Here is a 17769-nt window from a genome sequence, read left to right as displayed (position 1 = left end):
CGTTGTTATTGCCACTTTCTATGATAGGCGCCGAGTGTTGTCTGCGTGCCCTCGGAAACGTTGGCAAGGGTTCGGTTCCATGTTTCATCAACCTGATAACTTTGCGGGGCCGATAAATAACGGTCAATCGCTGCCCGCCAGGTTTTGGTTACCTGTTCGACATACGCCGGACTGCGTTGTCTGCCTTCAATTTTGACTGAAGCGACATTCGCGACAAAAAGCTCCGGTAAGAGCGACAGTGTATTGAGACTCGTCGGTTCTTCCAGCGTGTGATAACACTGCTGCTGGCCGTTCAACGCCGTCATAAACCGGCCCTTGCATAATGTCGGATAGCCCGCATTCTCTCCGGGTTTGTATTGATCAATGAGAATGTTATTCAGCCGGGTTTCCATCCCATGTGGTGTGTCTTGCCAACGAACAAATTTCGCAGGTGAACACGCGCCGACGGTGTTAGGAGACTCCCCCGTCATATATGAAGACAGATAGCAGCGCCCTTCAGACATGATACAGAGGCTACCAAAAGCAAATACCTCCAAGTCAATCTCATCGCTAATCGACTGAGACAGTTGTTTAACTTGATGAATCGAGAGTACCCGCGGGAGTACAACTCGTTTGATGTGAAAATTTCGATGGTAGAATTCAATCGCAGCACTGTTGGTGGCAGATGCCTGAACGGAAAGGTGGATCTCCTGATGCGGATAGCGCTCAGAGATGTAGTCCAGTAGTGCAATATCGGCCACAATCAACGCATCAACGCCCAGATCAACCGCTTTATCCGCTGCCGCTGTCCAGTGGCTAAAGCGATCCGGATGGGCAAATGTGTTGAGAGCAACATGAATTTTTTTGTGATGTTCATGAACGAAGCGAACAGCACTTTCCAGTTTTTTTCCTGAGAAATTGAGACCGGCAAAATGGCGGGCATTGGTGTCGTCTTTAAAACCGATATACACCGCATCGGCACCATTGGTGATTGCCGTCTTCAGGGCGGGAAGATTTCCCGCAGGACAAAGCAGTTCCATAGTAACTTAGTTTCATTGGTGGCTTTTGAAGTGGCTGTATTGTATGGAAAATTGCCACAGAATGAATTGATGTGAGGCAGGTTTGACCTGAATTTACTGTGATTTATGAGCTGCTGTGGCGGCGGTTTTGGGCAAATAATGCTTCGATTTCTTGCTTGGGTTGGGGACGATGGAAGTGGAATCCTTGGATTGAATGGCAGTGAAGGTTTGCGAGTAAAGTCGCTTGTTGTTGTGTTTCTACACCTTCTGCCACGACTTTTAGCCGTAAGGATTGACCGAGATTGATGATGTTTTCGATCACAGTCAACTGTTTGGGTAACTGATCGATGTCTGTAATAAACGCGCGGTCGATTTTGAGCTCATCAATCGGGAAGCGAGCAAGATAAGAGAGCGATGAGTATCCGGTGCCAAAATCATCAATCGATAAGGTAAAGCCAAGCTTTTTGATGGCATTTAACATTTGTACGGTATGTTCACTGTCACTCATGACCGCACTTTCGGTTAGCTCGAAGGTAATACAGCTAGGATCAAGCTGTGTCGATCGTAATAATTTTTCCATGAAATCGATCAGTTTCGGGTTACCAAATTGTTCCGGTGAGAGGTTAATTGCAACAGGACCGGGGAGAAGGCCTTGTTGTTTCCAACGCTTGACGGTCGTAAATACATCCCGCATGACTGCCCGGCCCAGATGTTCAATTAACCCGGCCTTTTCTGCGACAGGAATAAAGGAGCCGGGGCTGATGTAGCCTTCGACCGGATGTTTCCACCGCACCAATGCTTCAGCACCGTTGATGCTAAAGTCTCTCGCACTGACTTTCGGTTGATACCAGACTTCGAGGCCACTATTTTGCAGCGCTTTTTGCAGCTCGATCTCCAGCCATAACCGGGTTCTTGCTTCTTTATTCATTTGGGAACTGAAGCGAATCATCCGGTTGCGTCCTCTCGCTTTGGCTTCATACATCGCGGTGTCGGCATTTTGCAGCAGGATACGGGCATCACTGCCATCACCGGGGTAAGTTACACTGCCAATGGAGCAGGCCAGCCTTTTAGTAAAATAGTTCAAGTCGAAAGGTTGATTGACCAATGCAATAATGCGTTCGGAAAGCATTTCTGCTGAACGGGGTTTCTCCGGTTCCGGCAGGAGTAAGCCAAATTCATCTGCACCCAAATGACCTAAAATGGCATTTTGAGGGAGAAGGCGCTTGAGACGAGCTGCGACCTCCCGGATCACTTTATCACCGATGTGGTGCCCCAGAGAGTCATTGATGTTCTTGAAATTATCAATATCGAGATAGAGCATCACCAACGGCGTGTTATCTGCAATAAACATATCAAGCCGTTTGGTAAAACCGGTACGGTTATACAAGCCGGTTAACGGATCGATATGGACATCAATCGAAGGATGATGCAATCGCTCAGGCATCTTTTTTTCTTGTGATTGAATGAGAACGAAGAACGCCTGACTCCCCAAAATTTTGGTGGTTTCAATTCGCAATGTGACCTGTCGTTCTTCACCGTAGGCTGGTGTTGTATGACAAGAAACAGGGTGTTGGATGACCGCAGAATCATTGAGAACAAACGGCTTCTGATTTGAGGTTTGGATAAAAATTTCCGAGAGCTGCTCTCCGTATAGTTCATCGGCAGTATTTAGCCCCAGCGAATGCGCGGCCGCAGGATTACAGGAAATAATCGTATTCTCTTCAACAATCAGGATCGACTCTTTCAACATATAAACTAATGTTGAGAATTTCTTTTCTGACTCTTCAACGGTATCGACTAACATCTGTTTTTCTGAGATATCGGCAGCCTGAACAATGATAGCTGGGGGCTGGCCTTCGGTTTGTAGTCGTGAGAGTGATATCAGCAATGTTGTTGCGAGATGCTTGTCGTTGAGCGTCAGCTCAGTTTCAACGATTTCACCGTTTAACGCGCGCTCATAATAGGGATGAATTGCCTGATAGAATGATTCACCAAATACTTTCCGATCATTTGAACCAATGAGTTGATCGCGCGTGAGACCCGATATATCACAATAGCGTTCATTCACCATCATATAATTGTGCTGGGCATCGAGAATGGCAAAAAAGAAAGGACTATGTGCCGTTAGTTGTGTAAACCAGCGTTGAAATTCTTGTGAAATCATGCCAACTATTCAGTGCTCCGAAACCAGACAGGGACTCAGCATTTATAAATCGATACGGAGTACGCCACTATAACCGTCTTTATAACATTAGTGAAGCGCATGGCGGTCTTGGATTTTTTGATTCACAACAGAAATTCAGATTTAATCTTTCAGTATGATAACGCCATTGATATCAACCGAGTGGATAACGAGTGTGTTTAACAAGATTCACAGCTACATGGTGCAAAATGCTGCTTCCTTTTTGAGAACACCAGCCCGATTTTTGCCAGACTTTGTGCAAAATAAAATCCTTTTAGAGGCATTGAATACGATTTTTAAAGAAGCGCTGGCAGAAGGGGAGTTTGAATTTCTTGAAAGTAAGTGTTTGAAAGTTGAAGTGAAAGATCTTGGACTATCCTGGCATATCACCTGTCGTCAGGCGCAATTGGTTATCGCCGGAGCGGTGGCCGAACCCGATGCGTGTTTTAGCGGTTCACTGAATGATTTTGTCTTGATTGCCGGGCGGAAAGAAGATCCGGATACGCTCTTTTTTCAGCGGAGGCTCTCGATTGAAGGTGATACTGAACTGGGGCTTGAAATCAAGAATATGATGGATAGTGTGGATCTGGAGACATTTCCTGTACTCATCAAATATTCTTTGAATCAGCTCTCTGATTTTGTGTATAAAGGCATACAGTCAGAACGCTCAAATCATAAAGGAACCGTGAATGCTTATTCGCACTGAAGCACCCGCAGATATTTTACCCATTGATCGGTTACTGCGCTCATCGCTGAACGCCGGAGCGGAAGCAGATCTGGTCATGGATTACCGGGAAAGTAGTCGTATCACATTGTCTTTGGTTGCCTGTGATGATGAAGGACAAATTCAAGGCTATATTCTGTTTACGCCAGTTGCGCCCGATGGGGTGTTTCACAGCTGGCAGCATTTACGTTTACTGATGGCTGAACCTCGTGAGCAGGGCGATATCTCGCAACAGTTGGTGACTGAAGGCCTGAATTCGCTTTATGAATTCGGTTACCCGGTGTGTACGGTATTTGGAGAGTATGAACATTACCGCTCACTTGGCTTTAAGCAAGGAGAAGATGTTGGTTTAAGCGCTGTTCATTCATTGCCACAACCCCGTCAGCTATTAATTTGCGAGATGGTTCAGGGAGCTGTCGAGGAAATGGGTGAGCATCGGATTGAGTTTGACTCCTCGCTGTTTTGAATATTTCCCGGCTTCTGATTTAAAGGGAAATTTGTTAATATCTTCTCCTCATCTTTCATCGGTTCACTGGGCTGACATTCATGCAAGAGCGTCAACAATATTATCTACAGGAAATGGGAATTCAGCACTGGCAGTTGGTTCATCCTGAGCGAATGCTGGGGGGTGAATATGCGCAGTATGCTTTGCCGGCATCCTGTAAATTGTTATTCGTCAGTCCGGTTTTGCCCGAAGGTGCTCAGGCAGTGATGTTTGAAAAAGTTCTCAAGAGTTTTCATGTCTCTCTTGAAGAAGCGCGCCATGTCTACCCGCATTCGCTTGATTGGATCTCTCAAAGTGATATTGAATGGATTTGGTTTGCTGGTTGTCCGGCACCAGAAGTGACGACGGCAAAACGATTAACATCACCTTTGTTGAGTGAGATTGACGGTCATCCTCAACACCGTCGGGATCTTTGGCGTCAAATTTGTTCTTATCAGGCCTCATGAATATTTCGATTGTTCCGATGTCTTCTGATCATTTGGATCAGATCTATCAGATTGAGTGCCGGGCTCATTTGTTTCCCTGGAAGGCGTCCATTATTCGTGATCTGGACAGCCGCGGTGCCTGCCATCATACCCTATTGATTGACGGGCGTGTCGCGGGCTATTTTTATGCGCAGAACATTGTCGGAGAAGTGACGTTACTTAACATTGCTATTGATCCGGCTCATCAGGGCAAGGGGCTTGGCCGACAACTGCTCGACTTTTTACTCGCTTTTTGTGAACAGCATGATGCAGAAAGCGTATGGTTAGAGGTGAGAGCAAGTAACCTTCCTGCATATCATCTCTACCTCAATGCCGGTTTTAATGACGTCGATCGACGCTTTGGCTATTACCCGGCTGAAAACGGACGTGAAGATGCGATCATCATGAGTTATTTTCTATAATCATGCGCTGATAACATCTTCGCCTTCATCTTCTCTGACCCGCCGTTCATCACCCTCATATCCCGCTTCGTGGTCAGCCGTCAATACTGTCTTCAAAAAATTACTGCCTTCAAAAAATTCAAATCAATCGTTACTATCGATTAAATTAAAATAATTGAATTATCTATCGTTTTAAATAAATAATTTTGAGCAGAGCGTCTCATTATTAGTCTTTTGACAACAAAATTACATTTCTATGTATCTCTCCTGATGCCGAACTGTTGTTGTATCGATATAAACTGACTGTACAGTCAATAAAAATAATGACATGCGTGATATTTTCTAACGTATTTTATCATTATTAATTATTGTGTGAATCTTGTGTCTCATTTTTAAGAATGGCGGAATTATAAGTGTGATTTGCTTTTATTAAGATTGAAATAATAGTGACTGATGTCGCATACTTTGATTATAGTCAACTTCACATTTTGACAAATAAAGTGAGGTGGCTCGTTTGATTTTGGTAAGTGGATGCTAATTCGTTCCTTTAAAAAATGTATATAAACAACGAGTTAGATTGTCTTCGGCCGTTATGCCACAGCGTCATTTATTCAGTTTGTGGGGTGCTTCACCCAAGGGCGGTAGCATACTTAAATTTATATTGGTTAGGTGGGATGTCAAATGGGATATGGTAGTCGAATTAAATATTATGGAGAAGAGTCATCAGTCGGATTTAAGATTGTTGATATTTTTGTTATTTCAATAATTTTATTTTTAGTATCACAATCATACTTGGATGATTTTACAACCATTTATCAATTAATATTGAGTCTCTTTGCTGTTGTTTATTTCGTTGTCTCTGATATTGCCGGGGTGTATCGACCCTACAAATACCTTTCATTTAAACAAAATTTCCTTGCGATACTGATGACTTGGAGTATTTGTGTCGCATTTTCTCTTATTATCGGTTTCTTCCTGAAAGTGAGTGAAGATTACTCTCGTCTGGTGATCGGTATCTGGTTCGGTCTGACGCCGTTGTGTCTGGTGGGGTGGCGCTGGTTGGTTCACGGGATGTTCCGTATCATTTTCCCCGGAGATAAACATCGCAGCAAAGCGATTATTATCGGTGCAACGGGAAGCGGTCTTCAGCTGGCTCAGGAACTCAAACAACACCGCTCAAGTCAGGAAGTTCTGGTCGGTTTTTATGATGACCGCAGCCTCGATCGAATCGGTTTACATCGCCTCTCTTGCCCGCTACGCGGAAAAATTGATGATGCACTGATGCTGGCTAAAAGCCGCAGTGTGCAGAAAGTTTATATCGCGTTGCCAATGGAAGCAGCCAAACGAATTAAGCAGATCTTGAATGCTTTCGCTGACTCCAATGCCCACGTCTACGTTGTCCCGGATTTCTTCACCTTTGATTTGATGCAATCGCGTCTGAAAAATATCGGTAAAGTCGTCACTCTGAGTGTGTATGACACGCCTTTTTATGGTTTTACCTCATTGATCAAACGTATTGAAGACATCATCCTTGCCTCAATGATCATCATGCTAATCAGCCCCGTTCTGTTGTTTGTCGCCATTGGTGTGAAATTGTCATCTCCCGGCCCGATTATTTTCAAACAAGAGCGCTATGGTCTGGATGGGAAGCCAATCAAAGTCTGGAAATTCAGATCAATGCGGGTGATGGATAATGGTTCGGTGGTCAAACAGGCCACTAAAAATGATCCTCGTGTGACCCGGTTCGGGGCTTTTATTCGCCGCACCTCTTTGGATGAGTTGCCGCAGTTTATCAATGTGATTACCGGGCAGATGTCGATTGTCGGGCCTCGTCCCCATGCTGTTGCTCACAATGAGGAGTATCGCGGGCTGATCGATAAATACATGCTTCGGCATCATGTAAAACCCGGCATTACCGGGTGGGCTCAAATCAATGGTTACCGAGGAGAAACAGATACACTCGACAAAATGGAAAAACGGGTTGAGTTTGATTTGAGCTATATCCAGACATGGTCTCTGTGGCTTGATTTAAAAATCATATTCTTAACTGTATTTAAAGGATTTGTCGGAAAAACAGCGTATTGACCCGTTTCCGAGAATAGATTCTAGAGTCCTGATAGGTAAGTAATGTTGAAAATAATATTAAAAAGCATTGTTGTATGCTGCGTATTCTTTTCTGTTTTTTCCAATGCAGCTGAATATCGGTTAGGTGCTGGAGATACAATCAGAATTTCTGTATATGGGGAGCCCGATTTATCGTATGAGCAGTACCTCATCGATAGCGGAGGAACGATGGATTACCCTTATTTAGGTAATCTGACACTGAAAAATAAAACCCTGAGTGAACTGCGCAATATGATTGTCACCGGCTTAAGAGGCGATTACTTGGTCGATCCGAAAGTGACGATCAATATTGTGAAGTATCGGAATATCTATGTGAATGGCGTGGTGAACTCTCCGGGAGGATATGAGTATCAACCGGGCTTGACTGTTCAAAAAGCGATTGCTCTGGCGGGCGGATTTCTCGCGAAATATCGCAAAACAAGAGGCATCTATTTAACCAAAGAGGAAGAAACCGAAGGGTTATCCCAATCTCAGATTGAGGAATTACTGAAAGGTAAACATGAAGTCGAACTGAATGAAACCGTACATCCCGGTGATACGATTTATGTGGTGAGTTCTTTTTGGTAAGTCTGAAAAGATAAAAAGATTAAGGCAAGGTAAAAAATGCAAGAGCACTTTGAAGATAATGCCAATCATCAGAATGATATGATTGATCTGACTCATTATCTGAATTTAATTAAGAGAAACTGGATCTCGATATTTATATTCTCGGTATTGGTAACCGGGCTGTCCGTATTCATTGCTCTGTCTTTAAAGTCGAAATATACCGCTACAGCAACCTTACTGATTGAAGCAAAAGAAAAAAAAGCAATTTCAATTGAAGATGTTGTCGGTATTGAACCGAACCAAAAAGAATACTACGAGACGCAATTCGAAATATTAAGATCCAATCAGATTGCTGAGAAAGTGATTCATAAACTGGCATTGGATCAGAATGAAGAATTTAATCCTATGTTAGGGCAAGAGAGCAGTATTGTTGAGACGATAAAATCTTATCCTGTCATTGCCGGATTGCTTGGTTCGGCAAACGAAGAGGAAGCTCCGGATCCTGAATATGTTCGTCAGAAAGTATTAGCTGCATTTAAGAAAAATCTTGAGATTACCCCAATCTTAAAGACCCAGTTAGTCAATATTAGTTTTACATCGTCAGATCCCGAACTTGCAGCGAAGATCGCCAATGAAGTGGGGTACGCTTATATCGAAAATAATCTTGAATCGAAGATTTCTGCCACTCGATATGCGTCAAGTTGGATCACGTCGCGTCTGTCCGAACTCAGGGAACAGTTAGCGGATTCTGAAAAAGCACTTTCTGACTTTTTGATCAGAGAGAAACTGATCGATGACAGCGGTATTGAGTCGCTCGCCAGCAAACAATTGGCAAGTTTGAGCGAGCGGTTGGCACAAGTCCGTGATGAACGGATTGAAATTGAGTCGGCTTACAGAGCATTAACTTCGGGAAGTGTGAAAGATATCGCTTCTTTGTCTGCGATCCCCGCGATCTCTCAGCATCCTCAGGTGATAGATATTCGCAATGCTGAACTGGAAGCCCAAAACGAAGTCAATGAACTGAGCAAACGCTACGGGCCGAAGCATGACAAAATGATTGCGGCTCAGGCTAAATTACAGTCGATTGAAGAGCAGGCTCAGCGGGTGACTCAAAAATTGATCCGAGGTATCGGTAAAGAGCTACAGGCCACAAAAGAACAAGAGTCACTGTTGGTTCAGGAAGTGACGCGCGAGAAGCAGGATTTTCAGGAATTAACAGTCAAGAAAAGCAAATATGATTCATTGCAGCGTGAAGTTGAAACCAATCGCGAGATCCTCAATCTCTTCTTAACCCGACAGAAAGAAACCACAGCGACGAGTGATTTCGATGCGACCAATGCCCGGTTTACCGATAAAGCGTTGGTGCCACAATTGCCGAGTGCTCCAAAACGAAAATTGATCGTGATTGCTGCATTTATTCTCAGTATCGGCATGGCCATCGGCTTTATCATCATGCTCGACCTGCTGAAGAATACCATCGAATCTGCCAGCGACTTTGAAGATAAATTCGGGCTGATTCCGATGGGCGGCATTCCGGTGGTGAAGTCCAAACGGTTCCGCAAGAAGCCTATCGACAGCAGTATTTTTACTGATGAACATGAAGTTGGTTTCAGTGAGTCGATTCGCTCGATCAGAACTTCACTGCTGGTCAATCATATCGATAGACAGCACCGGAAAATTGCCGTGACGTCATCATTGCCTGAAGAAGGGAAAACAACGGTCTCTCTGAATTTAGCGATTTCATTTGCCAAAGTTGAACAGGTTTTATTTATCGATCTCGATTTACGTAAACCAGCGGTTGCCGAACGTTTCGGCTACAAGAAATATCATCAGGGGATCACCAATTATTTGTTGATGAATACGCCGTTAAGTGAGTGCATTTTCAAAGATGAAGTGTCGGGTTTATCTATTTTACCGGCTGGTATGTTAGCCGCAAACCCTCAGGAATTGTTGAGTTCTCATCAGTTGAAATCGTTACTGACGGAGCTGGAAGGCAGCTATGATCGAATCATTATCGATACACCACCGACACTACCGATTAGCGATTCTTTAATTATCGGGCAGTGTGTTGATTCCGTTGTACTGGTGGTGAAAGCCAATACGACGAAACAGGCGCTGGTGAAAAAAGCGATGACCAAACTCATCAGTCACCAAATTACGCTTGCCGGTGTGGTTGTGAATCAGATCAGTCAGAAAGCGGGTACGGCAGAGTATGAGTATGGTCAGTATTATGGCTATGCGGAAAACTGAGATCTGGCCGTTTCAATCAGGGATGATGCGAATGAATCGTGCGAAAATTTCGCAGTGTGCGCTGGTTGCCGTTTCGGTATGGATGATCGTCTTCTCAGTACAGGCACTGATGGGAAGTTTGTACAGCAATGTCGTGCATCAGGAGATTGAAGGTATCGATTACTCGGAGCACCTGACGGCCGATGCGCTGATGCAGTTAAATCAATTCAAAGATGAGATGTTGTCATGGGATGACGACAATCCGGAAAACCTGTCGATGGCTGCTTATACGGCATTACTCAATAGCTTCTCTGCCGAGGGGTTCGAAAGAGAGCAGTACTTGCAGCAAAGTAATGATTATAACTGGCAATCAATCCGGCTCAGACCTTTGTTTCCTGACGGTTATGCTCAGGAAACCGAACTCCTTGCCTTATGGGAGAAGCCATTTGAGCAAGTGATTGGGGTGTTGAATATGGCTGAGACATTCGGCCCCTATGAAAAATATACTGCCGAAACGGCGATGAATGTGCTGTTTAAGTATTGGGCGCAACTGTCTCAGCAGCAGCGCTTGAATGCCGTTCGCTATATGACCGAGCATGAAAAGTATGGTCTGAAACGGTGGCGCTTGAATGAAATATTCAAAGTTTCCCCTTACAAACAACAGTTTTGCAGTCTGGCTATTTTTATTCGTTTGCCATTGTGGACGTGTGGCAACTTATCGGATGCTGCACTGAATCATCCTGATGAGCAGGAGGGTGTTTGAATGAATCGATACTGGGTACTGGTTTTGGCTGTCGTCGTCGTCGGCACTCTTTCACTGAGTAAAAGTGCGGGAGTCGGTGCGGAGCATGTGATTGCTCTGGAACATTTTTTAGGCGGAGATAAGCACCTCCATTTTTTATGTGCTTTCGTTCTGACTTGCCTGTCAGTCTGGACAACTCGGTCACGGGGCAAGAATACAACGGTTCGTTTGGTGGGGTGGCCGACCTTGGTTATTGTCTTGCTGATGCTGCTGGATGAGTCCTCTCAGTTTTGGCTGACAAGACGAGAATTTTCAGTCGATGACATGATGACGAATCTGTTTGGTGTCGCGATTGCCTTGTGTATTGCAACGGGTGTGAATTACATATTGTCCAGCAAAGCGCATTTTGATGATTAAGCCCTGAGAAATGAGCCTTCAGGCAAATCACGATCGAACACAGAAGTGAGTTCAATGAGATTCCACAAAAATACGTTATATAGTCTTTTAATTTCGTCTAATTTGCTCTTTTTGACTTTATCTAATGGGTTGTTCAAACGTCCGATCCTGACTTTATACCTGCTTATTTTTCTGTTGTTGTCACTGCGCCCGTCGGTTATCAAACAGATTGTTTCACTATGTCGGCAGTGCTATCCATTAATGATTGTCTTTGTATGGTGTGCGGTGACGGCACAATGGTCGCCATGGCCGAAAGTGACCTACTATGAACTGTTCTGGCAATTGATCTTATTTGTCTATGTGACGCTGTTTGTCATCCATTTTGGTGTAATCCATACCCGACGAGTCGTTTACTACACCTTTTGCATCTGGCTGTTTTTAACTTGTCTTTTAGTGTTCAAGAATGATTTGTTGGCCGGGCGGGTGTTGGAAATATCAGGAGCGTTTGCGAATAAAAATAACTTAGGGCCGATTATCAGTGTATTTTTGTTTTTTTATCTCTACTCGGTTCAGCGCTGGAACTTATGGCGAGTAGGGATGCTGCTGGTGACTTTTTTACTGTTGCTGGCAACCTTATCCAAGACGTCAATTGTCCTGTTTGTGTTAGTTACTTTCCTTGCTCAGGTTATTTTTTACTGGGATAAGCTTTTGGTTTCTCGGTTTCGGCGACTCTATTACGGCAGTGGCCGCATGGTCGCGTTTGGGGTGTCGATCGCCTGCGTGCTTATGCTGTTGCTCTACTACCGGGATATGGTGGATTGGTTGTTGATGCATGTCCGTGATGAGTGGTTGACCGGCCGCGGTAAACTTTGGCTGGTGATGTTGAATCAATCTTATGAAAAGTTGTTCTTCGGTGTTGGTTACTCTGCGGTTTGGGGGTTAGGGGACAACAATCTGATTCAAGACACTGAACTCGCCAAATATGCGCCGGAATGGGTTGAAAAACTAGCTGCATCGGATGGTGGTTATATCGATATGCTGATCTCTATCGGCGCCATCGGGACTGCGCTCTTTATCTATACCATTTGTGATTTTTTCATGACTTTTTATCGCTCGCTACAAACTCAGAAAAACGTCGCAATAACAAAGTTATGTTTCTGTGTCGGTACGTTTGTTGTTTTGAATAATGTCACTGAGACGAAGTTTTTATTGGGTTCTGGCTTTAGCTGGTTTTGTTTTCTCTTCTGTTATGTGCTGTTGAAATACATCACCGGCAAAGAGAATATTTTAAAAAATAAAGTGTCGTCATGAGTAATATTCGAAAATTAATTTGGTTCAGTCTGGACAACCTTGGTGGTGTGTTATTTGGTTTGTTCAGTATCGTCTTCATCGCCAGGATATATGGGCCGACGAATATGGGATACCTTTCTTATATTCAAGCGTTGGCGAGTATTCTTTCTTGTGTGTTTATTCTCGGGATGGACAACGTCGTGATGAAAGAATATGTCCGGTATCATGAGAAAAAACGGGTTTTTTATGCGGTTTCTCTGGTGCGGCTGGTCGGTGGGATCGTGTTCTTTGTTGCGGTTTTTTGTTGGGCCTATTTTTTCAGTAATACACCGGATGAGCTGGTGTTGGCACTGTCACTGACCGCTTGTGTCACCACTTATTTCGGTAAATCTTCTGCATTCCGGCTCTACTTTCAAGCCACCGAGCAACCAAGAATTCTGTCAATTTCTACGGTAGCCTCTCGTGTAGCAGCTATCGTTTATATTCTCGGGGTGATTTACTTTCAGTTGAGTTTTGTCTGGGCCATTTTCTATCTGGTGGTTTACTCGGTGGTCGCGCAGGTGATTTTGTTGTGTGAGTTTTACCGTGAGACGAAAGATGAGTTGTTCCCGGCAATTGCCGATAGTCTGCGCTACGGTAAACAGCTTCTGAGCGAGTCAAAATTTGTGTTTTTCTCTTCTATCCTGTTTCCGATCTTTATGTATTTTGATGTGGTTATCATCGAGAAGTTCCTCTCCCCTGAAGAGGTCGGGCTATACGGGGTCGCTACAAAGCTGGTCATGCAGTTACTGTTCGTCGGTCATATTTTTGTGTTTGCATTTTTTACCCGTCTCAATCAAGAACTCAATGAACAGAAACTGGATGGATATATTTTCAGAAATATCGTCCGGCTCATGATCTATTGTTCTGTCGGTGGCGGTATTTTTGTCAGCTTAACCGGAGATTACATCGTTCATCTGCTCTACGGAGAGCAGTATCAGGGGGCGGGGATTATCCTTAAGATTCTGATCTGGAAGTTGGTGTTTTCTTACTTCGGAGCGCTGTTTTCCCGGGTGTTGATTATCAGGCAGTGGACCAATATTGAATTGATTAAAACGATTGTCGCATCCAGTGTTTCTCTCTGTGCGTCGATCATTGCCGTGCAGATCTGGGGAGCGACGGGTGTGGCAACGGTGTCCGTGGTTTCTTATGCCATCGCTGATTTGTTCGCTTATCTGCTGTTTGCCCGGACACGTATCTTTTTCGTCGTCGTTGTTCAAGAGTTGGGACGCATTTTTATCCGGCCGATCGAGGCGTTCAGACAGAGTTTTGCATTTCTGGCAGAGGGGCGTCAGCGTTATGGAAATTAGTATTATTATCCCTGCATATAATGCAGCAGAAACCTTGCCCGAGACACTGCAGTCTATTTTTGCCAGTAGCCCGGGAGATGATGGTCATTTTGAAGTGATTGTGATTGATGATGGCTCAAGTGATACAACACAAGCCCAGTTAGAAGCGCGGTTTGCACCGCAATTGCGTACCGGCAGTCTGTGTTACCACTATCAGCAAAATGCCGGGGTCAGTGTGGCGCGAAATACCGGACTGAATCTGGCACAGGGGCGTTATATCACTTTTGTCGATGCAGATGATGCGGTGCAGCATGATTATCTCATCCGCCTCTGTGAACTGATTCAGCAGTATCCGGATGTCGATATTTTTGAGTTTGGCTATCAGACTTTCCGCCATCAGGTTGAAACCGTGCTCGGCACCGGACATGTTACCCACTGCCGGGGATTGAATTCCCAACCGCAAGCATTTGAAGGCGCTGTTTCATCATTTGTCTGGCTGGTCATGTGCCGTCTGATTAAAGCTGATGTGGCCAGGCGTGCTGCTTTTCCGGCCGGCGTGAAATACTGTGAGGATTTAATGTACTTGTGTGCGGTGTATGCACAGGCTCAGTCATGTTATGCCAGTGAACTGGCGTTATATCGTTATCGGATTGGTGAAACCAGTGCGATTTCAAGGGTGACGATGGCGCAGTGTCAGCAGGTTCGTGATTTTCTCGATGCGCATGTGTTTTCGGTCAGTCTGAAGGAAAACGGTACTGACAACACTGATACCGCACATCTCAAAAAGATTGTTGACGCGAACTTGTACTATATGTGCCACTCGGCGGGCAAACGGACGATGTCATTTTTTGACTTCTGCCGTCAGGTCAAGCGTCAGTCGGTACTGACGATTTGCCGACTCTATAAGCAAGGTCTGCTATCCCGTCGTAAAACGATGATCTGTCTCTTTCCCTCGATTTATTTTTTCGGCCATAGGATGAAACGGCGATGAGGATTATTTTTCGTATTTCTTATATGGGATTCGGCGGGGCAGAACAGGTATTTCTGTCTGTCGCCAGAACGCTGATGCACGAGCATGAGGTGTTATTTGTTACGGATCGGAGTGACGGTTCGAGTTACACCACGCTGTTGCACGAAAATATTCCGGTGCGCAGTCTGGATGTGAAGCGAACATTTATGAGTCTGGTGCGTTTTAAGCGCGTGATCGATGACTTTAAACCTGATGTGATACTTTCGGCTTATCCAGATACCAATGCGGCTTGTTTGTTGTCTGCCTCTATGGCACGGCATCCGGCCAAAGTCGTGGTCAGCGAACACGCCTCAATCATTGAACATTTTCAGCATAAACCGGCATTGACCCGTTTGAAAGTTCGCCTGATTGTGCAGTGGCTTTATCGTCTGGCCGATCAGGTCGTGGCTGTATCTGAAGGGGTGATGAACGATATTGTGCCATTGGTTAAGCGAGCCGATAAATGCTGTTTTATTCATAACCCGGTCCGTTTCAATCAGGCGGCTCCGGCATTCGATTCGCAGCAAGTGCAGCAGCCTGATGATGGTTTGCAACGCGAAACTGACGAGGGGACTTTAGCTGCGACAGGTTGTGTTACGAATTGTGTTACGAAAACGATTTTGGCTGTCGGGCGGGTCACTCCACAAAAAGATTACATGACTTTACTTCGGGCTGTCCGTGACCTGATAGAGACCCAACATCAACATGATATACAGGTCATGATTGTCGGTGGTACCCATGATAAGGCAGAAATGAGCCGGCTCACTGAGTATATCGATCAGCATCAATTGCAGTCTTACATCACTTTTGTCGGGTTTTCGGAGCAGGTTGAACGCTATTACGCTCAGGCGGATCTGTTTGTTCTGTCTTCTGCATGGGAAGGATTTGGCAACGTGATTGTCGAGGCGCTTGCGTTTGGCGTGCCGGTCGTGTCAACCGATTGTCGCAGTGGTCCTGCTGAAATTTTACAGGGTGGCCAGTTCGGCCGGTTAGTCTCCGTGGGGGATAGTTCTGCGCTGGCGAAGGCGATGAGCGATGAGCTGGCAACGCCTTCTTGCTCTCGTGCCGCACGGTTAGCGCGCGCTGCTCAGTTTTCTGAACGTGAGGTTAGTGAACGTTACAAAACACTGTTTGAAGCCTTAGTTTAAGGGCAATTTGTGCAGCATGAATCGCTTGGACGATAGCATGTTTCAAAGTGGCGCGATTTAAAATTCAGCGGGCTGTTTAAAATAATGAGTAAGCTTAAAGGTTAGGGTAGATGTTGAATAATATCAGGGCGGATGTATTTCGCTGGTATGGAGAATACAGTTGGCTGCTGTTGGTGAAGGCTTTTTTGAGCCAGAAAGGATTCCGTTTTGTTTTGCTGATGCGACTGGCGAAGCATAGCCGCCGCATCCCGGGACTCAATTTATTGTGTATCTTCCTCTATAAGGTAGCCAAGATCATTTATACCAGTGATGTCAATTATCGTGCTTCGATAGGCCCGGGACTGAGAGTGCATCATGTGTTCGGTACCACCTGGGGGGAACATGTCACGATCGGCCGTAATGCGACGATTGTACATAATGTCACGATTGCCGGTAAAGACGGGGCATGGCCGGTGATTGGTGACAATGTTTATCTCGGAACCGGCTGCTGTATCCTCGGTGGTATTCGTATTGGCAACAATGTTGTGGTCGGTGCCAATGCGGTCGTGACCAAAGATGTGCCTGACAATGCCATTGTTGCCGGTATTCCCGCCAAGGTGGTGTCAGAAAAAGGTTCTGCTGACTTTATCGTTAACCCATGGAGTGACTGAGTATGGATATTATCGTATTAGGCACTGGTCAGAATGGCGGAATTGATGCTGTGATCAACAATCTGAAGCTCAATTTGAATCAGCAGTTTCGCTATCGCCGGTTTGTCAGCCATAAAGGGGGCAACAAGTTTTTCGACCTGATGCTTGCATTGTGGGGATTGTGGGTTGTTTTCTGGTTATCCCTGCTCCCCGGAGAGCGTATCTTCCACCTGCATATGTCTTATCGTGGCAGTTTCTGGCGGAAAAGAATCTACATGAAGGTCGCCCAATTTTTCGGCCGTAAGGTGCTGATCCATTTACACGGCTCCGAATTTAAAAAGTTCTATCAGGCCAGTGATGGCAAGGTGCAGCAGCAAATTCGCCAGCTGATCTACAACGCGGATGCTTTTATCGTCCTTTCGCAGTCATGGCGCGAGTATATTGAGTCGATTCTTGAATCGCCACAGCAAGCCAATCTGGTGGTCTTACCCAACTTTGCTGTTGTTGCACCATCTCCGCAATCTGAAGGGCAGCAAAACCATGTGTTGTTTTTGGGTGCACTGATTGAGCGCAAAGGTATTTTTGATCTGTTGCAGGCGTTACGCGAGCTACCGGATGTGGTTTTACATGTCGGTGGCGGTGGTGATGTCGCGCGTTTTCAGCAGGCTGTTGCCGAGTATGGGGTTGAAAAACAGTTGGTATTTCATGGCTGGATTGACCATGAGAAAAAAGCTCAGTTGATGGCGGAAACACAGCTCTTGGTTCTGCCATCTTATAACGAAGGATTACCGGTGGTGATTCTTGAAGCGATGGCTGCGGGGCTCGCCGTTTTATCAACACCGGTGGGCGGAATTCCTGAGGTAATTATTCCCGGACAAACCGGTTATCTGGTGGAACCGGGTAAGGTTGAACAGTTAACCGATGCGATCCGTCAGGCGCTCCATGACGACTCCCGGTCAGCCATGGCCGACAATGCAAGAGCGCTCTATCAACAAAATTACGATGTGTCGGTTGTCATGCCGCGCTTAGAAAAACTATACGTAAGTTAAGGTTA

At 45.3% G+C, this 17769-nt stretch carries 17 protein-coding genes; 15 read left to right on the top strand and 2 right to left on the bottom strand.

What is annotated here, in order from left to right; genetic code table 11:
• Nucleotides 1-5: 5 nt before the first annotated feature.
• Together ubiU and VR7878_RS02865 are read right to left on the bottom strand one after the other, a co-directional pair.
• Nucleotides 6-1019 carry a ubiquinone anaerobic biosynthesis protein UbiU gene (gene ubiU / locus VR7878_RS02870; RefSeq protein WP_077333264.1) on the bottom strand — a complete coding sequence of 338 codons (1014 nt, stop codon included), beginning with the start codon at nt 1017-1019 and terminating at the stop codon, nt 6-8.
• Nucleotides 1020-1122: 103 nt separating this feature from the next.
• Entirely contained in the window at nt 1123-3162 is a 2040-nt protein-coding gene (locus VR7878_RS02865; protein ID WP_077333262.1) for a sensor domain-containing protein, read from the bottom strand.
• Nucleotides 3163-3355: 193 nt separating this feature from the next.
• Here VR7878_RS02865 and ubiT point away from each other — a divergent pair, with 193 nt between their 5' ends.
• The 15 genes from ubiT to VR7878_RS02790 all read left to right on the top strand — a co-directional run bounded on the left by ubiT (nt 3356) and on the right by VR7878_RS02790 (nt 17764).
• Nucleotides 3356-3886: a ubiquinone anaerobic biosynthesis accessory factor UbiT gene (gene ubiT, locus VR7878_RS02860; RefSeq protein ID WP_077333260.1), complete on the top strand. Its 531-nt coding sequence runs from the start codon at nt 3356-3358 to the stop codon at nt 3884-3886.
• Nucleotides 3870-4370, top strand: coding sequence for a GNAT family N-acetyltransferase (locus tag VR7878_RS02855; RefSeq protein WP_077333258.1), 501 nt, complete (start codon nt 3870-3872; stop codon nt 4368-4370). The genes ubiT and VR7878_RS02855 overlap by 17 nt, the downstream gene beginning before the upstream one ends.
• Before the next feature lie 80 nt (nt 4371-4450).
• Complete coding sequence (locus tag VR7878_RS02850) at nt 4451-4855, top strand: DNA polymerase III subunit psi (protein ID WP_077333256.1); 405 nt, start codon at nt 4451-4453, stop codon at nt 4853-4855.
• Nucleotides 4852-5295: a ribosomal protein S18-alanine N-acetyltransferase gene (rimI, locus tag VR7878_RS02845; RefSeq protein ID WP_077333254.1), complete on the top strand. Its 444-nt coding sequence runs from the start codon at nt 4852-4854 to the stop codon at nt 5293-5295. Before VR7878_RS02850 ends, rimI begins: the two co-directional genes overlap by 4 nt.
• Nucleotides 5296-5955: 660 nt before the next feature.
• Nucleotides 5956-7359 carry an undecaprenyl-phosphate glucose phosphotransferase gene (locus VR7878_RS02840; protein ID WP_077333252.1) on the top strand — a complete coding sequence of 468 codons (1404 nt, stop codon included), beginning with the start codon at nt 5956-5958 and terminating at the stop codon, nt 7357-7359.
• A gap of 42 nt (nt 7360-7401) precedes the next feature.
• Nucleotides 7402-7965, top strand: a complete 564-nt coding sequence (locus VR7878_RS02835) for a polysaccharide biosynthesis/export family protein (protein ID WP_077333250.1) — start codon at nt 7402-7404, stop codon at nt 7963-7965.
• 36 nt (nt 7966-8001) lie between these two features.
• Nucleotides 8002-10194 carry a GumC family protein gene (locus VR7878_RS02830; protein WP_077333248.1) on the top strand — a complete coding sequence of 731 codons (2193 nt, stop codon included), beginning with the start codon at nt 8002-8004 and terminating at the stop codon, nt 10192-10194.
• Nucleotides 10195-10225: 31 nt separating this feature from the next.
• Nucleotides 10226-10936 (top strand): hypothetical protein, encoded by a 711-nt coding sequence (locus tag VR7878_RS02825; RefSeq protein WP_139343991.1) that lies wholly within the window; start codon nt 10226-10228, stop codon nt 10934-10936.
• On the top strand, nt 10937-11332 hold the full coding sequence (locus VR7878_RS02820) for a VanZ family protein (protein WP_077333244.1): 396 nt from the start codon (nt 10937-10939) through the stop codon (nt 11330-11332).
• A 240-nt stretch (nt 11333-11572) separates the two neighbouring features.
• Nucleotides 11573-12622 carry an O-antigen ligase family protein gene (locus tag VR7878_RS02815; RefSeq protein ID WP_159440423.1) on the top strand — a complete coding sequence of 350 codons (1050 nt, stop codon included), beginning with the start codon at nt 11573-11575 and terminating at the stop codon, nt 12620-12622.
• Nucleotides 12619-13950 carry a flippase gene (locus VR7878_RS02810; protein WP_077333240.1) on the top strand — a complete coding sequence of 444 codons (1332 nt, stop codon included), beginning with the start codon at nt 12619-12621 and terminating at the stop codon, nt 13948-13950. The genes VR7878_RS02815 and VR7878_RS02810 overlap by 4 nt, the downstream gene beginning before the upstream one ends.
• On the top strand, nt 13940-14920 hold the full coding sequence (locus tag VR7878_RS02805) for a glycosyltransferase family 2 protein (RefSeq protein WP_159440422.1): 981 nt from the start codon (nt 13940-13942) through the stop codon (nt 14918-14920). Before VR7878_RS02810 ends, VR7878_RS02805 begins: the two co-directional genes overlap by 11 nt.
• Complete coding sequence (locus VR7878_RS02800) at nt 14917-16086, top strand: glycosyltransferase (protein ID WP_077333236.1); 1170 nt, start codon at nt 14917-14919, stop codon at nt 16084-16086. Before VR7878_RS02805 ends, VR7878_RS02800 begins: the two co-directional genes overlap by 4 nt.
• Before the next feature lie 110 nt (nt 16087-16196).
• A complete protein-coding gene (locus VR7878_RS02795; protein ID WP_077333234.1) occupies nt 16197-16736 on the top strand; it encodes a serine O-acetyltransferase in 540 nt (179 codons plus the stop codon).
• A 2-nt stretch (nt 16737-16738) separates the two neighbouring features.
• Nucleotides 16739-17764, top strand: coding sequence for a glycosyltransferase family 4 protein (locus VR7878_RS02790; protein ID WP_077333232.1), 1026 nt, complete (start codon nt 16739-16741; stop codon nt 17762-17764).
• The last annotated feature ends 5 nt before the right edge of the window (nt 17765-17769 follow it).

The organism is Vibrio ruber DSM 16370 (assembly GCF_900163965.1).
Taxonomy (GTDB): domain Bacteria; phylum Pseudomonadota; class Gammaproteobacteria; order Enterobacterales; family Vibrionaceae; genus Vibrio; species Vibrio ruber.
This window is presented reverse-complemented; position numbering and strand designations above follow the sequence as displayed.